Consider the following 16,303-nt stretch of genomic DNA (forward strand, 5'->3'; position numbering starts at 1 on the left):
TCATTTATTTAACCCGACTACGTAGCTTACATCGGGCAGTGAACATATCATCAGCATCGCCGCATATGCAAGGCAGGACAAGGCGTGGCGCCGCTTTGTTGTAGATATGGCGAATTGATCCAATTCATCCGGACCATAGCCCAAAATCAAGCGCTTTTAACTGTCAATCCCGATCATTGGTCAAATCGCACCGCATATCCATTCCAACGTCACTTTGCCACACCACCGACCGCTGCCTGGGCACTCGATCAAGCGACCAATGTGCACGCGCCCACTGCCAACAATCCGCAACAGTGCCTTGCGCCAGCGTCGCGGGCGGGCACTGACCCAGATAGCAAAGTGCCAACCACAGGTTTAGCGCAGCATGTTCGGGCTGCAAAGGCGATGCCAAGGTCTGCTTGCTCAGCTTTTCCCCGTGTTCGTTCGCCAGCACCGGCACGTGCGCATACCGCACCGGCACGATACCCAGGCACTGCTGCAGATGGCATTGTCGCGGCGTGGAATCGAGCAGGTCTGCACCGCGCACCACGTCGGTCACGCCCTGCAGCGCGTCGTCGACCACCACCGCCAATTGGTACGCAAACAGGCCATCAGCCCGCTTGATCACGAAATCGCCGACGTCCGTTGCCAAGTCCTGCTTACAGACACCCTGCACGGCATCGTCGAACGCCACGCAACCCGCATCGACGTGCAACCGCCAGGCCCGTGACATGCGACCAGCCAACAAGCCGTGGCGACAGGTACCTGGATAAACCGGCCCGTCCACCCCTGCCCGCGCGATCGAAGCCACCTCCTTGCGGGAGCAGGCGCACGGATAGATCAGGCCCGCCTCACGTAGCTGCCCGAACGCCGTCTCGTACACGGCTTGACGTTCGCTTTGCCGCCAGACCGGCCCATCCCACTCGAAACCATGCGCCGCCAGCACACCCAGAATTCGTCCCTCGGCGCCAGGCACTGTGCGCGGTGGATCCAGATCCTCGATTCGCACCAGCCATTCGCCACCGCGGCACCGCGCCTCCAGATAACTCGCCACCGCGGCCAGCAGCGAGCCCAGGTGCAAGTCGCCGGTCGGGCTCGGCGCAAACCGCCCGCGATAGCCGGCGGCGGGCAATGTCAGCAACGGTTCTGTGGAAATAGCCACGATGTCGTTCGTATCGGGAAGGAGCTTTGATAAAATGGCTGACTATTTTCCGGCAAAGACCGCCCCTAGAGAAGGATTTCGTCCATGACTTACGTTGTCACCGATGCCTGTGTGAAGTGCAAGTACACCGACTGCGTCGATGTCTGCCCCGTCGACTGCTTCCACGAAGGCCCCAATTTCCTGGTGATCGACCCGGACGAGTGCATCGATTGCACGCTGTGCGTCGCCGAATGCCCCGTCGAGGCCATCTATGCCGAGGACGACGTACCGGCCGAGATGCAGGATTACATTGCGCTCAACGCCGAGCTCGCCAAGACCTGGCCCACCATCGTCGAGAAAAAGGACCCGCTTCCGGATCACGAGGAATGGGCGGGCAAGGTCGGCAAGATCGAACTCGTCGAGCGCTGAGCTTGAGTGAAGCCGCGATCGCGTAGTACAATCGCAGGCTTGCTTTTCCCTTGCCTGACCGGCGTCGCTGACGGCAGGCTTCAACCCGCAAGGAGCATACATGCGACACTATGAAATCGTGTTTATTGTGCACCCCGATCAAAGCGAGCAAGTGCCCGCCATGATCGAGCGCTACAAGGCCGTGATCGCGGCCGGCAATGGCCAGGTGCACCGCCTGGAAGATTGGGGCCGCCGTCAACTGGCTTTCCCGATCCAGAAGATCCACAAGGCACACTACGTGCTGATGAACGTCGAAATCGGCCAAGAAACCCTGGACGAACTCGAGCACGCCTTCAAGTTCAACGATGCCGTGCTGCGTCACCTGACCATCAAGACCGATGCTGCCGTAACCGAAGCATCGCCGATGATGAAGGAAGAAAAGTCCAAGTCGCTGACGCCGCAAGCCGGTCAAGAAGGCCAGGCTGCAGCCTAAGTGCTGACCCGCAACCGGGTCTTGCTGGGTGGCTCACTCGCCGAACTTGCCCCACTGCGCTACACCCCTGCCGGCATCGCGGTTCAGGAGCTGATCATCAGCCATGAATCGCAGCAGGTGGAAAATGGTACCGAACGACGCGTTCTGGCCAGGATGAAGGCAGTGGCAATTGGCAAGCAGGCATTACCGCTTGGCAAACTGGTCGTCGGACAACAACTGGTGGTGAAGGGCTTTCTTGCCGCGACCAGCCAGCGTTATCCAGACCGACTCGCGTTGCACATCGACGAATACGAATTGTTGAATTGAGGTAATACCATGTCTCGCAACCTGTTCAAGCGGAAAAAATTCTGCCGCTTCACCGCTGAAGGCATCAAGGAAATCGACTACAAGGATATCGGTCTCCTGAAGGACTTCATTGCCGAAAACGGCAAGATCATCCCGGCCCGTATCACCGGCACCAAGGCTCGCTATCAGCGTCAGCTGTCGAGCGCCATCAAGCGCGCCCGTTTCCTGGCCCTGCTGCCGTACACCGACCTGCACTAAGCCGAGGAGAATCAAGCCATGCAAATCATTCTGCTCGAAAAAGTCGCCAACCTCGGCACCCTGGGTGACGTGGTCAAGGTCAAGGATGGCTACGCCCGTAACTTCCTGATCCCGCAAGGCAAGGCTCGCCGTGCCACCGAAGCCAACCTGAAGGATTTCGACGCACGCCGTGCTGACCTCGAAGCCCGTCAGGCCGACATCCTCGCCGCTGCCCAGGCACGTGCCGAGAAGCTGAACGGTGCCAGCATCACCATCGCCCAAAAGGCTGGCGTGGATGGCCGCCTGTTCGGTTCGGTCGGCACTGTCGACATCGCCGAAGCCGTAACGGCCAGCGGCGTGGAACTGAAGAAGTTCGAAGTCCGCCTGCCGGAAGGCGCGTTGAAGCAGATCGGTGAATACGACATCACCTTGTCGCTGCACCACGATGTCAATGTCGACATCAAGGTGGTCGTGACTGCCGCGGCCTGATCCGCAGCTGCTCATCACCGAAACGGGAGTGTCGTCAGACACTCCCGTTTTTGTTTGGGAGCGCGACAGCGATGCGCCCTGCTCCCTATAATCTGCAAACACCTCGCTCTCTTACCTCGGCATGGCACAGAATCCCACTGATATCGCCCGCGAAACCCTCAAGCAACTGGCGATGCGTCGCATCGTGCCGACGCCGGACCACTATGCCGAGCTGTACCACACCATTGCCGGCACACCTGAAGTTGAACGTCAGCATCCGCTGGTCCCGGTCCTGATCGCCATGCTGACGGCGCTGCCGCGGCAGACGCCCGATGTGCGACGCCATATCGGCGCGATCCAGGAAGCCGCACGACGCAACGACTGGCAGAGCATCGCGCCGATGCTGCTGCACAGCATCCAGCAGCAAGGCTCGCAAGCACAGCTGGCGCGCGGCTGGTCCGACCTGATCCGGGAGCTGATCAAGCAGTGGGAAACCCGCAGCCGCTACACCTTTGCACAAAAGCGTGAATCACTAGAGCGCGTGCTGATCAATTTCGGCGGCGATGCCGAAAACCTGAACGAAAAACTCGATGGTCTGGCGCGTGCCTGGGCCGAGTCCACTCCGGATGCCGGCCTGGTGGAGGCCGCCGCCGACAACGAGGCCGAGAACGGCGCGCCAGCAACCAGTGCCGGCAGTTGGGCAGACTGGCGCGGCGCCTTGATCAGCGCGCTCGACATCGGCTTGGCCGGCCGCCTTGTTGCCTATCCTGAGCTCGCCATCGAGACTCGGACACTGGCCGGCGAGGCCGAAGCGGTGGCAACCGAAGCCGACCTGCAGAAACTGCTGCCGCGGTTGAAGAAATTCTGGCTGCGCCTGGAGCTCGCCAGCGATCAGGAACAACGGCTATGCGACGGCCTGCTGAATCTACTGCGCTTGCTGACCGGCAACATGCGCGAGCTGGTGGTCGATGACGAGTGGCTGCACGGCCAGATCGCCGTGGTCCAGGATATCGTTGCCCGCCCGCTCGACATGACGGTGATCTACGACGCCGAGATCGGCCTCAAGGAAGTCATTTACAAGCAGAGCCTGCTCAAGCAGAACCTGATCGAAGCGCAAAGTGCGATCAAGACCATGATCGCCACCTTCGTCGACCGGCTGGGTTTCCTCTCGGACAGCACCGACCAATACCACGAACGCATCAGCGATTACGCCGACCAGATCCAGAAGGCCAAGGATATCGGTAGTCTGCGCTCGGTGATGGAAAACCTGGTGCAGGACACGCGCTCGATGCAGCTCGACGTGCAACGCAGCCGGGACGAGTTGCTCACCGCACGGCAGCAGGCGGACAGTGCGGAGGCCCGGGTTCGCGAACTGGAACGCGAACTGCGAGCCGTCAGCGAGCAGGTGCGCTCGGATCAGCTCACCGGCGCACTCAACCGCCGCGGGCTGGAGGAAACCTTCGCCATCGAGGCAGCGCGCGTCGAGCGCTCCGGCAGCTCGCTGGCCGTCGCCCTGCTCGACATCGACAACTTCAAGATGCTGAACGACCAGCGCGGCCACGCCGCCGGTGACAGCGCGCTGGTGCATCTGGTGCGGGTGATCAAGGATCTGCTACGCCCCACCGATGTCGTCGCGCGCTACGGGGGCGAGGAATTCGTGCTGCTGCTGCCAGATACCGACATTGCCCAGGCCGAGCAGGTGCTGCAGCGCTTGCAACGCGAACTGACGCGCCGCTTCTTCCTGCACGACAACAGCAAACTGCTGATCACCTTCAGCGCCGGCGTTACGCTGGCCCATCGCGGCGAGGACCGTCATGCGGTACTGACTCGTGCCGACGAGGCCATGTACCGCGCCAAGCAGACCGGCAAGAACCGGGTCGAGATCACGCCCTGAAGGGTTTCGACCCGATTCTGGTCAAGCGATCAGCCGAACAACTCCTCGGGTAACACGATGGCGGTGCCAAGCTTGCCGACCACGATGCCGGCAGCGCGGTTGGACCAATCCATCGCCTGCGGCAATTCAAGCCCGGCAGCCAGCATCAAGCCCAGCGTGCCGATCACGGTATCGCCGGCCCCGGAAACGTCGAACACCTCGCGCGCCACTGTCGGCGTATGCACCACGCCACCCGAGCGGAACAACGTCATCCCTTCCTCGCTGCGCGTCACCAGCAGCGCCTCCAGATCCAGCGAGGCACGCAAGGACTGGGCCTTGGCCACGAGATCAGCCTCGTCGCGCCAAGGGCCGGCAACCTGGCGGAACTCGCTGCGATTCGGCGTCAGCAGGGTGGCGCCGCGATAATGGCTGTAATCGTCGCCCTTGGGGTCGACCAGCACCGGCTTGCCAGCGAGCTTGGCGGCGGAGATCATTGCGTCGACATGCCGCAATCCGCCCTTGCCATAGTCGGACAGGATGACGACATCCGTCTCGGCCAGCAGCGCCCGGAAGTCGTCGAGCTTGTCGGCCAGCACTTCGTGGCTAGGGACTTCCTCGAAATCGATGCGCAGCAATTGCTGCTGGCGTGCCAGCACCCGCAGCTTCACCGTGGTGGCAATCTGCGGATCGCGGCGCAGCTGGGTACGGACGCCGCCTTCTTCCAGCAGGCGTTGCAGCGTATCGGCCGGCTCATCGTCGCCGACCACCGCCAGCAAGGTTGCCTTGCCGCCCAGCGCGGCGATATTGCGCGCCACGTTGGCTGCACCGCCGGCACGCTCGTCGCGCTTGCGGATGCGCGCCACCGGCACCGGCGCCTCCGGCGAAATGCGCTCGACATCGCCGAACCAGTAGCGATCCAGCATCACATCGCCGACCACCAGCACGCGGGCATCGGCGATTTCGACACGCAGTCGGGCCAGCTCAGCGGCGTCCAATGGCTTCATATTCGATTCCCGCTTGTTTCACCATCGCCGGGTCGAACAGGTTGCGCCCGTCGAACACCACCGGCTGTTTCAGTAGCGCCTTCACCCGGTCGAAATCCGGGTTCTGGAATTCCTTCCATTCGGTAACCAACAACAGCGCGTCTGCGCCTTCCAACGCCGCCATCGGGCTGTCGGCATAGGCGATGCGATCTCCGACGATGCGCCGGGTCTCCTTCATCGCCACCGGATCGAACGCGACGACGCTGGCGCCGCGACGCAACAGCTCGTCGATGATGACGAGGCTGGGCGCCTCGCGCATGTCGTCGGTCTTGGGCTTGAACGCGAGGCCCCACAGCGCGAAGCGGCGGCCGGCCAGCGATTCACCGAAGCGCTGTACCACCTTCTGCACCAGGCGCAACTTCTGCGCGTCATTCGCCGCCTCGACTGCCTGCAGCACCTGCAGCGTGATGCCGTTTTCCTCGGCGGTGCGGCACAGCGCCTTGACGTCCTTGGGGAAACAAGACCCGCCGTAGCCCACACCGGGATACAGAAAGCTGTAGCCGATGCGTGGGTCGGAGCCGATGCCACGGCGCACCAGCTCGATGTCGGCCCCCATCACCTCGGCGAGGTTGGCCAGCTCGTTCATGAACGAGATCCGCGTGGCCAGCATGGCGTTGGCCGCATACTTGGTCAGCTCGGCCGAGCGCACGTCCATCACCTGGGTGCGATCATGGTTACGCTGGAACGGCTGGTACAGGCTGCGCATCAACGCAATGGCGCGCTCGTCGTCGGCACCGACCACGATACGGTCGGGCTTCATGAAGTCCTCGACGGCCGCGCCCTCCTTCAGGAATTCTGGGTTGGAGACCACGCTGAACGGCAGCTCGACACCACGTGCCGCCAGTTCCGTGACGATGGCCGCCTTGACCTTGTCGGCCGTGCCTACCGGCACCGTCGACTTGTCGACCACCACCTTGTAGTCCTTCATATGACGGGCGATGTTGCGCGCGGCAGCCAGCACGTATTGCAGGTCGGCGGAGCCGTCCTCGTCCGGCGGCGTGCCGACGGCAATGAACTGCACCGTACCATGCGCCACCGACTCGGCCACATCGGTGGTAAAGCGCAGGCGGCCAGCGGCAGCGTTGCGCTTGACGATGTCTTCCAGGCCCGGCTCGTAGATCGGGATCTCGCCACGCTGCAGCATCTCGATCTTGCGTGGATCGACGTCGAGACAGAGCACGTCGTTGCCATGCTCGGAGAGGCAGGCGCCGGTCACCAAGCCGACGTAACCGCTACCAATGACGGTGATTTTCATGTTCAGCCCGCAATCTGTTGGTTGATCTGGGTGAGCGTGGCCACCGGGTCCGCGCTGCGGGTGATCGGCCGACCGATCACCAGATAGTCGCTGCCCGCAGCCACGGCGGCCTGCGGCGTCATCACGCGCTGCTGGTCGTCAAGGCTGGCATCCAATGGCCGGATGCCGGGGGTGATCAGCTTGAAATCCGCGCCGCATGCTGCCTTGAGCATGGCCGCTTCCTGCGCCGAGCACACCACGCCATCCAGCCCACAATCGCGCGTGAGCCGCGCCAGCCGCTCGACCTGGGTCGCCGGCGCCGGCAGGCCAAGTTCGGCCAACTGTGCCGCATCCATGCTGGTCAGCACCGTGACGGCGATCAACAACGGTCGTTGCGGCAAGGCAGCCAGTGCCTCGCGCGTGGTTTCCATCATCTTGCGCCCGCCCGAGGCGTGCACATTGACCATCCAGACCCCCAGGCCCGCAGCGACCTTGCAGGCCTGGGCCACGGTATTGGGAATGTCGTGGAATTTGAGATCGAGGAACACGTCGAAACCGCGGTCGACCAGTTGCTCGACCAGTCGTGGCCCTTCGGCAGTGAACAGCTCCTTGCCAACCTTGAGCCGGCACAACTGCGGCGAAACGCGATCGGCAAAGCCTAGCGCGCCGGCGGCGTCAGGATAATCGAGCGCAACGACGACGCGCGGGTGAAGTGTAGTCATGGAGAACGCCTTGTTTCAGGCAGCCGTGCGGCTCTTGCGCCCGCGTACCGGCGGGTAGCTTTCCCATTCGGAGCAGGCCGGGCAATGCCAGAAATACTGGCGTGCCTTGAAGCCACAATGGCTGCAGTAGTACATCGTGTGTTCGCGCGTGGCCTCGGTCAGCAGCTTGCCGATGATTTCCAGCTCGTATTTCTGGTCGTCCGGTGCCACCAGCAAGTGCGCTTCCAGCACCTTGCGCAAGCTGGGCATGGTCGGATGGACCTTGAGCCGTTCACGCACGAATTCATAAGCTGCTTCCAGCCCTTGTTGGGCCATCAACCGCTCATAGATGACGTCCAGTACATCTAACTCGGGGTTTTGCTGCAGCATGCGCAACAGATAGGTCGTTCCCTCTGCGCCCCGGCCTGCGGTGTCGCAGGCAGCCAGCAGCTTGCGGGCAACCAGCGCCAGTACCAGTGCATCCTGGGTTTCGATCGTCTGCCATTCGGCAATGGCCGCGTCGATGTCACCGCGCGACTGCGCCAGCTCGCCCAACAACAACCGTGCACGCGCGCACTGGCGGTTTTCGGTGAGCGCGGCCTGCAGGTGCTCGGCGGCCAACTCAGGATTGGAGCGCGAAAAGGCTTGTTCGCCCAGTTCGCAATGGAACTGTGCGATCTCGTGCTGATAGCTGTGGCTCTCGTCGCGCATACGTTGTGCGATCTCGATGGCCTTCTGCCAATCCTTCTCCTGCTGGTACACCGCAAGCAGCTCGCTGCGTGCCTGGCGGGCATAATCGGTGTGCTGCAATTCGATCAGGATATCCTCGGCGCGATCGAACAACCCCGCCTTGAGGAAATCACGAGCCAGCTCAAACTGCGCCTGCTGCCGCTGCACATCGTTCAGCTCACGCCGATCAAGCAGCTTCTGGTGCATACGGATAGCCCGCTCCAGCTCGCCACGCCGACGGAACAGATGACCCAGCGTGAACTGCAGATCGACCGTTTCGGCATGGTGACGCGCAATGTCGACGTAGACATCGACCGCCTCGTTGGTCCGACCATTGAGCAGGTAGTTGAGGCCCTTGAAATACTGCGCCGGCAACGAGCGGGTTTCAGCGAGCACATGCTTGATGTCGACACGCGCAGCCAGCCAGCCTGCGCCGAAGAACACGGGCAGCGCAATCAGCCACCAGTAGGGAAATTCGGACATGTAAGAATCCGGAAGGACGAATTACACCGCGTCGCGCGGTTGTTCCAGCAAAGGATCAGGCGCGACGGGTTGGGCGGGCGCATTGCGAATCCGCAGCTCCTTGCGCAGGCCGACCAGTTCGCGCCGCAGCTTGACCATCTGCCCGAGTGCCGCCAGCAGACCAAGCGCTACGCCGGCAACAAAGAACACCAGTAACACCAGCGCCAGCGGTGCCTGCCAGATGTAACCGAGGAAGAACTTCAGCGAAATGGGCTCGGCATTGTGCATGGCAAAGCCGAACAGCAATACGAACAGCAGGAACTTGATCAGCCAGAGCAGATAACGCATGGGCTACTCGCGGGTCGAAAGTGCCGTCATTGTAGCCGATTCGTCAGAATGCGGCCCAGCAGCGATTATCACCAACCCGGCTTGCAGCAAGCCGCAGGACAAGAAAAAACGGCACGCTTGCGCGTGCCGTTCGGTCTTTCGTCCAGGCAAGGCTTACAAGAGCTCGTCAACGCGCTCGCGCAGTTCCTTGCCGGCCTTGAAGTGGGGCACAAACTTCTCCGGAACCTCTACTTTGGTTCCCGACTTGGGATTGCGCCCCGTTCTCGGCGGACGGTAGTTCAGGTCGAAGCTGCCGAAGCCGCGAATCTCGATGCGACGACCTTGAGCCAGGCTCTTGCCCATCGCATCGAGAATGGTCTTGACGGCCAACTCTGCATCTTTCGCCACCAATTGCGGGTAACGGGTGGTGAGCCTTGCAATGAGTTCGGACTTGGTCACGACCAGGGTTCCTTATTCGTTGGAACCGGACAGCTTGGCCTTCAGCAGGGCACCCAGGTTGGTGGTGCCGGCGCTGGCATCGGACGAGAGCTGGCTCATTGCTGCCTTCTCATCGCCCTGATCCTTGGCCTTGATCGACAGGTTGATCGAACGGGTCTTGCGATCGACGTTGATGATCATCGCTTCGACTTCGTCGCCTTCCTTCAGCACGCTGCGGATGTCTTCGACGCGGTCACGCGAGACTTCGGTCGAACGCAGGTAGCCTTCGACATCCTCGCTCAGCGCGATCACGGCACCCTTGGCATCCAGGGACTTGACGGTGCCCTTGACGATGGCGCCCTTGTCGCTGCTCGACACGAAGTTGTTGAACGGATCACCTTCGAGCTGCTTGATGCCGAGGCTGATGCGTTCCTTCTCGGTGTCGATCGACAGCACCACGGCCTCGACTTCGTCACCCTTCTTGAAGTTACGCACGGCTTCTTCACCAGCCACGTGCCAGGACAGGTCCGACAGGTGGACCAGACCGTCGATGCCACCCGGCAGGCCGACGAACACCCCGAAGTCAGTGATCGACTTGATGGCGCCCTTGAGCTTGTCACCCTTCTTGTAGTTGGCTTCGAACTCGTCCCACGGATTGGCGACGCACTGCTTCATGCCGAGGCTGATACGACGCTTTTCTTCGTCGATGTCGAGGATCATCACTTCGACTTCGTCGCCCAGGGCCACAACCTTGGACGGATGGACGTTCTTGTTGGTCCAGTCCATTTCCGAGACGTGCACCAGGCCTTCGATGCCTTGCTCGATCTCGACAAATGCACCGTAGTCGGTCAGGTTGGTGACCTTGCCGAACAGGCGGGTGCCTTGCGGGTAGCGGCGCGACAGGCCCACCCACGGATCTTCGCCCAGTTGCTTCAGACCCAGCGAGACACGGTTCTTCTCTTGGTCGAACTTGAGCACCTTGGCTTCGACTTCGTCACCCACGGCGAGCACTTCGCTCGGGTGCTTGACGCGGCGCCATGCCAGATCGGTGATGTGCAGCAGGCCGTCGATGCCGCCGAGGTCAACGAACGCACCGTAGTCGGTGATGTTCTTGACGATACCCTTGACCACCACGCCTTCGCGCAGGGTTTCGAGCAGCTTCTGACGTTCTTCACCCAGGCTCTCTTCCAGCACGGCGCGACGCGACACGACGACGTTGTTGCGCTTGCGGTCGAGCTTGATGACCTTGAATTCGATTTGCTTGCCTTCGAACGGCGTGGTGTCCTTGACCGGACGGGTGTCGACCAGCGAACCCGGCAGGAAGGCGCGCAGACCATTGACCATCACGGTCAGGCCGCCCTTGACCTTGCCCGAGATCACGCCGGACATGATGGCGCCCTTCTCGAGGGCGTCTTCCAGCTCGATCCACGACGCGAGGCGCTTGGCCTTCTCGCGCGAGAGCTTGGTTTCGCCGTAGCCGTTTTCCAGGCTGTCGATCGCCACCGGCACGAAATCGCCGACCTTGACTTCAACTTCGCCACGGTCGTTCTTGAATTCGTCGATGGAGATCAGGGATTCAGACTTCAGGCCGGCGTTGACGGTCACGAAATTGTGGTCAACAGCTACCACCTCGGCGGTAATCACCTCACCAGAACGCATTTCCTGGTTCTTGAGGCTTTCCTCGAACAGGGCGGCAAAGCTCTCCATGGAGCCGGACAGAGTAGCAGTAGTCATTAAGGATGGTTTCCAAATACTCCCGGAACGGGAGCAGGGTTAGTTGCTCTTCGCCGATGCAGCATTGCGCCGCATCGACACGATCGCCCCATCTGTGATGGGTAACTGAAGATTCTAAGCATTTCTTTTTTTTCGATCAAGCGCTTAGCATCGATTTTCAGGCAACGGAGTGCGTCAGACAAGTCGTTCGACACAGCCCGTCGCCAGCGGCGCTCCCGATCAGCCGCGCTCGCGCCACCAGGCCAGCACCTGCTCAACGGCAGCTTCGACGCCAAGCCCGTCGGTATCGAGCAGGCGTGCGTCGGGCTGCTGCGCCAGCGGCGCAACGGTGCGGGCACGGTCACGTGCATCGCGCGCCTCCAGGTCGGCAGTGATGGCCGCGAGATCCGCCTGTTCGCCCCGGCCAGCCAGTTGCTTGTAGCGGCGTTCTGCACGTACAGCGGCGCTTGCGGTCAGAAACACCTTCAACTGTGCCTCGGGGAACACCACAGAGCCCATGTCGCGGCCATCGGCCACCAACCCCGGCATGCGGGCGTAGCCACGCTGGCGCTGCAACAGCGCTGCGCGCACGGCAGGCAATGCCGCGACACGCGAGGCACCAACACCGATGTCCTCGCTGCGGATCGCCGAGCTGGCATCGCGCTCATCCAGCACGATGCGATCTCCGTCGAAACGGGCATCGAGCGTAGCGGCCACGCCTGCGACGCCTGCCTCGTCATCCCAGGAAACGCCACGCCGTACTGCCGCCAGCGCAGTCAGGCGGTAGAGCGCGCCGGAATCGAGATAGTGAAAGCCGAGTGCCTCGGCAACCCGTTGCGCCACCGTGCCCTTGCCCGAGGCGGATGGGCCGTCGATGGCGATGACCGGAACCAGCTGCATGACTCTTCCTTGCCCAAAAAGTAAAACCGGCAGGTCTTCACCTGCCGGTGCTGCAGATTGTAGCGCCGCTACCGCGCAATCGGAACCGCTGGCGGCTTAGCGTTGCGCCAAAATAGCTTCGATCCGTGCCAGTTCATCCGGGCTGAAATCGAGCCGGGATACGGCACCCAGGTTCTCGGTGATCTGCTCGACGCGGCTCGCACCGATGATGACCGAGGTCACCGTACGCAGCGCCCAGGCCAGCGCCATCTGCGCCAGGCTCTGGCCGCGCGCGGCGGCAATGTCATGCAGCGCCCTCACCTGTGCCAGGCGCTCGTCGACGTTGCCGGTGGTCAGGAAGGGATTGTCGCTCGCCGCAGCGCGGGAATCGACGGGAATGCCGTTCAGGTAGCGGCTGGTGAGCAGCCCCTGCGCCAGCGGGCAGAAGGCGATCGAACCGATGCCCTCGTCGTGCAAGACGTGGGTGAGGCCCCCTTCGATCCAGCGATCGAACATCGAGTACGACGGCTGATGGATCAGGCAGGGCGTGCCGAGCTGCTTGAGGATGCGCGCCGCCTCGCGCGTCTGCTCAGCTGGGTATGACGAAATGCCGACATATAGCGCCTTGCCTTGGCGCACCACCGCGTCGAGCGCGGCCATGGTTTCTTCCAGCGGCGTGGCCGGATCAGGGCGGTGGTGATAATAGATGTCGACGTAATCGACACCCAGCCGCTTCAGGCTCTGATCCAGGCTGGCCACCAGGTATTTACGGCTGCCCCAATCGCCGTATGGACCGGGCCACATCTGCCAGCCGGCCTTGGTCGAGATCAGGATTTCGTCGCGATAGGCCTTGAGATCGCTCGCCAGCACCCGGCCGAAGGTTTCTTCGGCCGATCCCGGCGGTGGGCCATAGTTGTTGGCGAGATCGAAATGGGTGATGCCGGCGTCGAACGCAGCCAGCACCATATCGCGGCTGGTGACATACGCCTTGTTGTCGCCGAAGTTGTGCCACATGCCGAGCGAGATCGCTGGCAGCATCAGGCCGCTACGGCCACAACGGCGATAGGCCATGCCGTCGTAACGATGGGGAGACGCGAGGTAAGCCATCAATGCTCCTTGCGGCGCGCGTCCCAGTCCACCCGGGCGTTGCTGGCGCGTTCGATATAGGTGGTCAATGGACCGACTTCGCCGGCCTCGATCAGCGCAACCAGTTCACTCAGGCGCGCTATGTTGGATTTCAGGTCGCCGACCACGGCGTCGCGATTGGCGAGGGCGATATCGCGCCACATGGCTGGGTGAGAGCCGGCGATGCGGGTGAAATCGCGAAAGCCGGTCGCGGCAAAATCAAGGCAGGCCTCGACATTGCGGCGATCGAGCAGGGCATTCATATAAGCGAAAGCGACCAGATGCGGCACATGGCTGACCGCGGCAAAGATGGAATCGTGCTCGACTGCATCCATGTGGAACACCTCGGCACCGCAGGCACGCCACAGCGCGGACAATCGCTCGACTACCTCCTGCCGTGTTTCAACAAGCGGGGTGAGTACCACACGCCGGCCTTCGTACAAGCCATAGCGCGCTGCGGCAGCACCCGAGAGATCGGAGCCGGCAATCGGATGGCCGGGCAGGCACCATGCCAGATGGTTGGGCAGACATTCGCGGTATAGCGCAACGACATCCTGCTTGGTCGATCCACCATCGGTGACGATGCATTGTGGCGGCAACGACGGCGCGATGGCAGTCATCAGGCGGCCCATCTGGCCCACCGGCGTTGCCAGCAGCACCAGGTCGGCGCCTTGCACCGCCGCCACAGCATCGGTGCTGGTGGTATCGACGACCCCCAGTTCCAGCGCACGCTCGAGATTGGCCAGATCACGGCCCACCCCGACTACTTCGCCAACGAGGCCGGCACGCTTTAACGCCAGCGAGAACGACCCGCCGATCAGCCCCGTCCCCAGCAGCACCAGTTTGGCTACTTTGCCCATATTCCCTTTCATCAGGCTGATGTCATCAGCATGATTTTACTCGATCCCGTAAGGGCGTACATCTGTTGTTTCCACCTCAGGGCCTGCGTTCGAGTACTTCGATCAGGACCAGCCGGCGATCGGGCGCATCGGCCGGCGGATTATCCACCCTTTCCTCGCGCACCTTCAGCACATAGGCCACGCCCTCCTCGCGCTGGAATCCCTCGATGCCCTGATAAAGCAGTTGCCAATCCTGACCTGCGGATTCGCGCACCTGCAGGCATTCCATTTTGCCGACACCGGAGCAGCTTCTGGTTTGCGGCGCGATCTGCAACACCTTCTCCACACCCTGCCCCTGCCGCACCAGCGTCACCAGCTGGCCTTGCGGGCCGCGCAACAGCACTGCATGCTGCCCGGCATCCAGCGCAAAGCGGTTCGCGGCCTGCAAGGCAGCCAGCACGTCGGATTCGAGCTGGCTGCGCCCCGCGTCAAGGCAGGCCATGCGCGTCCCGGCCAACGGGCCGATGGCAATGGTTTGATCCTGATAACGCAGCGCCCCCATGAAACGGTTGCAACCGGAGAAGCCAGTGATCCGGTCTCCCTGGATCGATAGGCCCACCTTGTCATCGGCCGGTCGGACCACGCGGCCATCGACCACCACGCGCTCGATCCGGTAATTGCCATCGAGCAATGAGCGGGCCTCAACAGCGCCGGCAATACCGGTGGCAAGCAGGGTGGCAATGAGCAGGGCCTTGGTCATGGGTCTTCTCCTTGTGGGATGTCGGTTCAGATGCTGCGGCCAATCGCGGTAGCGATCGCGCCGAGCGTGGTCATCAATTGCTTGAGTTCCTGTGGCGTCAATGCCTGATCCGCGTCACACCAGGCTTCGCAAGGGTTCGGATGCATCTCGACCAGCAGGCCATCTGCCCCGGCAGCCACCGCCGCCTGCGCCAGTGCCGGCACCATCCAGGCCTTGCCACCGGCATGGCTGGGATCGACGATCACTGGCAGGTGCGTCTCGCGCTTGAGTACCGGGATGGCCGTCACGTCGAGCACGTTGCGGTAAGCCGTTTCGAAGGTGCGGATGCCACGCTCGCAGAAGATGATGTTGTGGTTGCCGCCCGCGGCGATGTACTCGGCCGCCATCAGCCACTCACTGATGGTGGCCGACAGCCCGCGCTTGAGAATGATGGGCTTGTTGACGCGCCCCACTTCCTTCAGCAGATCGAAGTTCTGCATGTTGCGCGCGCCTATCTGGATCACATCGACGTCGTATTCCATGAAGGTGTCGAGCATGCGGATATCCATCAGCTCGGTCACCACCGGCAGCTTGTGGCGGCGCGCCGCCGCCTGGAAGTATTCCAGCCCGGTCACACCCAGGCCTTGGAAGGCATAGGGACTGGTGCGCGGCTTGAAGGCGCCGCCGCGCATCATGCGGCAGCCTGCCGCGGCGACCGCATCGGCCGCCTGGTTCATCTGCTCCTGGGTTTCCACCGAGCAGGGGCCGGCGATCACCTGGATCTGCGGGCCGCCGATGGCCAGACCGCGCACCTTGACCACCGAGCCGGCAGGGTACGAATCACGCGAGACGATCTTGTACTGCTTGGTCACGCGGTTGACCCGTTCCACGCCGGGCAGGATTTCGAAGTGGGCCAGATCGAGCTTGTTCTCGTCGCCGATGGCGCCAATGATGACGAGCTCGGAGCCACGCGACACGTGCTCCGTCAGGCCGGCAACGCGGATCTGGCCGACCACGTGCTCGATTTGCGCCTCGGAGGCGTGGGTTTGCATCACGATGATCATGGGTGTTCTCCGAGGGTCTGATGTTCTGGAATCTAGCGGGCCGGCCGCGCGCCGCCTATTGCGGTCTACGCGTAGGCCAGCAGCTTGTCAGAGCTCCACGCTAGGCGCGCCCAACTATCCCCGGTC

General features: G+C 62.4%; 19 protein-coding genes. 6 read left to right on the top strand and 13 right to left on the bottom strand.

The genetic code is table 11. The features are described 5' to 3' along the window. Positions 1 to 163: 163 nt before the first annotated feature. The gene (gluQRS, locus tag FLM21_RS12350) at positions 164 to 1,111 is read right to left on the bottom strand and encodes a tRNA glutamyl-Q(34) synthetase GluQRS (protein ID WP_246120894.1); all 948 of its coding nucleotides are present in this window, start codon (positions 1,109 to 1,111) and stop codon (positions 164 to 166) included. Between the two features lie 114 nt (positions 1,112 to 1,225). Between gluQRS and fdxA the strand changes: the two genes are divergently transcribed. The 6 genes from fdxA to FLM21_RS12380 all read left to right on the top strand — a co-directional run bounded on the left by fdxA (position 1,226) and on the right by FLM21_RS12380 (position 4,905). Continuing rightward, positions 1,226 to 1,549 (top strand): ferredoxin FdxA, encoded by a 324-nt coding sequence (gene fdxA / locus FLM21_RS12355; RefSeq protein WP_148715851.1) that lies wholly within the window; start codon positions 1,226 to 1,228, stop codon positions 1,547 to 1,549. 100 nt (positions 1,550 to 1,649) lie between these two features. Next, complete coding sequence (gene rpsF / locus FLM21_RS12360) at positions 1,650 to 2,021, top strand: 30S ribosomal protein S6 (protein WP_148715852.1); 372 nt, start codon at positions 1,650 to 1,652, stop codon at positions 2,019 to 2,021. Next, complete coding sequence (gene priB / locus FLM21_RS12365; RefSeq protein WP_148715853.1) at positions 2,022 to 2,327, top strand: primosomal replication protein N; 306 nt, start codon at positions 2,022 to 2,024, stop codon at positions 2,325 to 2,327. Between the two features lie 9 nt (positions 2,328 to 2,336). Next, positions 2,337 to 2,564: a 30S ribosomal protein S18 gene (gene rpsR / locus FLM21_RS12370; protein WP_148715854.1), complete on the top strand. Its 228-nt coding sequence runs from the start codon at positions 2,337 to 2,339 to the stop codon at positions 2,562 to 2,564. 18 nt (positions 2,565 to 2,582) lie between these two features. Then, the gene (gene rplI / locus FLM21_RS12375) at positions 2,583 to 3,032 is read left to right on the top strand and encodes a 50S ribosomal protein L9 (RefSeq protein WP_148715855.1); all 450 of its coding nucleotides are present in this window, start codon (positions 2,583 to 2,585) and stop codon (positions 3,030 to 3,032) included. Between the two features lie 121 nt (positions 3,033 to 3,153). Next, the gene (locus FLM21_RS12380; RefSeq protein WP_148715856.1) at positions 3,154 to 4,905 is read left to right on the top strand and encodes a GGDEF domain-containing protein; all 1,752 of its coding nucleotides are present in this window, start codon (positions 3,154 to 3,156) and stop codon (positions 4,903 to 4,905) included. A 29-nt stretch (positions 4,906 to 4,934) separates the two neighbouring features. Here the strand turns inward: FLM21_RS12380 and rfaE1 are convergent, their stop codons facing one another. The 12 genes from rfaE1 to aroF form a co-directional block, all read right to left on the bottom strand. Then, a complete protein-coding gene (gene rfaE1, locus FLM21_RS12385) occupies positions 4,935 to 5,888 on the bottom strand; it encodes a D-glycero-beta-D-manno-heptose-7-phosphate kinase (RefSeq protein ID WP_148715857.1) in 954 nt (317 codons plus the stop codon). After that, a complete protein-coding gene (locus tag FLM21_RS12390; protein ID WP_148715858.1) occupies positions 5,866 to 7,182 on the bottom strand; it encodes a UDP-glucose dehydrogenase family protein in 1,317 nt (438 codons plus the stop codon). Before FLM21_RS12390 ends, rfaE1 begins: the two co-directional genes overlap by 23 nt. A 2-nt stretch (positions 7,183 to 7,184) precedes the next feature. Next, positions 7,185 to 7,883, bottom strand: a complete 699-nt coding sequence (pyrF, locus tag FLM21_RS12395; protein WP_148715859.1) for an orotidine-5'-phosphate decarboxylase — start codon at positions 7,881 to 7,883, stop codon at positions 7,185 to 7,187. Between the two features lie 15 nt (positions 7,884 to 7,898). Continuing rightward, positions 7,899 to 9,074: a lipopolysaccharide assembly protein LapB gene (gene lapB, locus FLM21_RS12400; RefSeq protein ID WP_148715860.1), complete on the bottom strand. Its 1,176-nt coding sequence runs from the start codon at positions 9,072 to 9,074 to the stop codon at positions 7,899 to 7,901. 21 nt (positions 9,075 to 9,095) lie between these two features. Further along, positions 9,096 to 9,401: a LapA family protein gene (locus FLM21_RS12405; protein ID WP_148715861.1), complete on the bottom strand. Its 306-nt coding sequence runs from the start codon at positions 9,399 to 9,401 to the stop codon at positions 9,096 to 9,098. A gap of 153 nt (positions 9,402 to 9,554) precedes the next feature. Beyond that, entirely contained in the window at positions 9,555 to 9,839 is a 285-nt protein-coding gene (locus tag FLM21_RS12410) for an integration host factor subunit beta (RefSeq protein WP_148715862.1), read from the bottom strand. A gap of 12 nt (positions 9,840 to 9,851) precedes the next feature. After that, positions 9,852 to 11,525 carry a 30S ribosomal protein S1 gene (rpsA, locus tag FLM21_RS12415; protein WP_148717548.1) on the bottom strand — a complete coding sequence of 558 codons (1,674 nt, stop codon included), beginning with the start codon at positions 11,523 to 11,525 and terminating at the stop codon, positions 9,852 to 9,854. A 246-nt stretch (positions 11,526 to 11,771) separates the two neighbouring features. Further along, positions 11,772 to 12,431, bottom strand: coding sequence for a (d)CMP kinase (gene cmk / locus FLM21_RS12420; protein ID WP_148715863.1), 660 nt, complete (start codon positions 12,429 to 12,431; stop codon positions 11,772 to 11,774). 96 nt (positions 12,432 to 12,527) lie between these two features. Continuing rightward, entirely contained in the window at positions 12,528 to 13,517 is a 990-nt protein-coding gene (locus FLM21_RS12425; RefSeq protein WP_148715864.1) for an aldo/keto reductase, read from the bottom strand. Then, complete coding sequence (locus FLM21_RS12430) at positions 13,517 to 14,395, bottom strand: prephenate dehydrogenase (protein ID WP_148715865.1); 879 nt, start codon at positions 14,393 to 14,395, stop codon at positions 13,517 to 13,519. The genes FLM21_RS12425 and FLM21_RS12430 overlap by 1 nt, the downstream gene beginning before the upstream one ends. A gap of 76 nt (positions 14,396 to 14,471) precedes the next feature. Continuing rightward, positions 14,472 to 15,134, bottom strand: a complete 663-nt coding sequence (locus FLM21_RS12435) for an META and DUF4377 domain-containing protein (protein WP_148715866.1) — start codon at positions 15,132 to 15,134, stop codon at positions 14,472 to 14,474. A gap of 26 nt (positions 15,135 to 15,160) precedes the next feature. Further along, a complete protein-coding gene (gene aroF / locus FLM21_RS12440; RefSeq protein WP_148715867.1) occupies positions 15,161 to 16,177 on the bottom strand; it encodes a 3-deoxy-7-phosphoheptulonate synthase in 1,017 nt (338 codons plus the stop codon). Positions 16,178 to 16,303: the final 126 nt, after the last annotated feature.

The organism is Chitinolyticbacter meiyuanensis, assembly GCF_008033135.1.
Classification (GTDB): Bacteria; Pseudomonadota; Gammaproteobacteria; order Burkholderiales; family Chitinibacteraceae; genus Chitinolyticbacter; species Chitinolyticbacter meiyuanensis.

Bases quoted from the DNA above. Each gene is read 5' to 3' on its own strand.
- pyrF (WP_148715859.1), bottom strand. From the start codon at position 7,883: ATGACTACACTTCACCCGCGCGTCGTCGTTGCGCTCGATTATCCTGAC.
- rpsF (WP_148715852.1), top strand. From the start codon at position 1,650: ATGCGACACTATGAAATCGTGTTTATTGTGCACCCCGATCAAAGCGAG.
- aroF (WP_148715867.1), bottom strand. From the start codon at position 16,177: ATGATCATCGTGATGCAAACCCACGCCTCCGAGGCGCAAATCGAGCAC.
- rpsR (WP_148715854.1), top strand. From the start codon at position 2,337: ATGTCTCGCAACCTGTTCAAGCGGAAAAAATTCTGCCGCTTCACCGCT.
- rpsA (WP_148717548.1), bottom strand. From the start codon at position 11,525: ATGGAGAGCTTTGCCGCCCTGTTCGAGGAAAGCCTCAAGAACCAGGAA.
- rfaE1 (WP_148715857.1), bottom strand. From the start codon at position 5,888: ATGAAGCCATTGGACGCCGCTGAGCTGGCCCGACTGCGTGTCGAAATC.
- FLM21_RS12390 (WP_148715858.1), bottom strand. From the start codon at position 7,182: ATGAAAATCACCGTCATTGGTAGCGGTTACGTCGGCTTGGTGACCGGC.
- rplI (WP_148715855.1), top strand. From the start codon at position 2,583: ATGCAAATCATTCTGCTCGAAAAAGTCGCCAACCTCGGCACCCTGGGT.
- FLM21_RS12435 (WP_148715866.1), bottom strand. From the start codon at position 15,134: ATGACCAAGGCCCTGCTCATTGCCACCCTGCTTGCCACCGGTATTGCC.
- fdxA (WP_148715851.1), top strand. From the start codon at position 1,226: ATGACTTACGTTGTCACCGATGCCTGTGTGAAGTGCAAGTACACCGAC.
- FLM21_RS12430 (WP_148715865.1), bottom strand. From the start codon at position 14,395: ATGGGCAAAGTAGCCAAACTGGTGCTGCTGGGGACGGGGCTGATCGGC.
- FLM21_RS12380 (WP_148715856.1), top strand. From the start codon at position 3,154: ATGGCACAGAATCCCACTGATATCGCCCGCGAAACCCTCAAGCAACTG.
- lapB (WP_148715860.1), bottom strand. From the start codon at position 9,074: ATGTCCGAATTTCCCTACTGGTGGCTGATTGCGCTGCCCGTGTTCTTC.
- cmk (WP_148715863.1), bottom strand. From the start codon at position 12,431: ATGCAGCTGGTTCCGGTCATCGCCATCGACGGCCCATCCGCCTCGGGC.
- FLM21_RS12405 (WP_148715861.1), bottom strand. From the start codon at position 9,401: ATGCGTTATCTGCTCTGGCTGATCAAGTTCCTGCTGTTCGTATTGCTG.
- FLM21_RS12425 (WP_148715864.1), bottom strand. From the start codon at position 13,517: ATGGCTTACCTCGCGTCTCCCCATCGTTACGACGGCATGGCCTATCGC.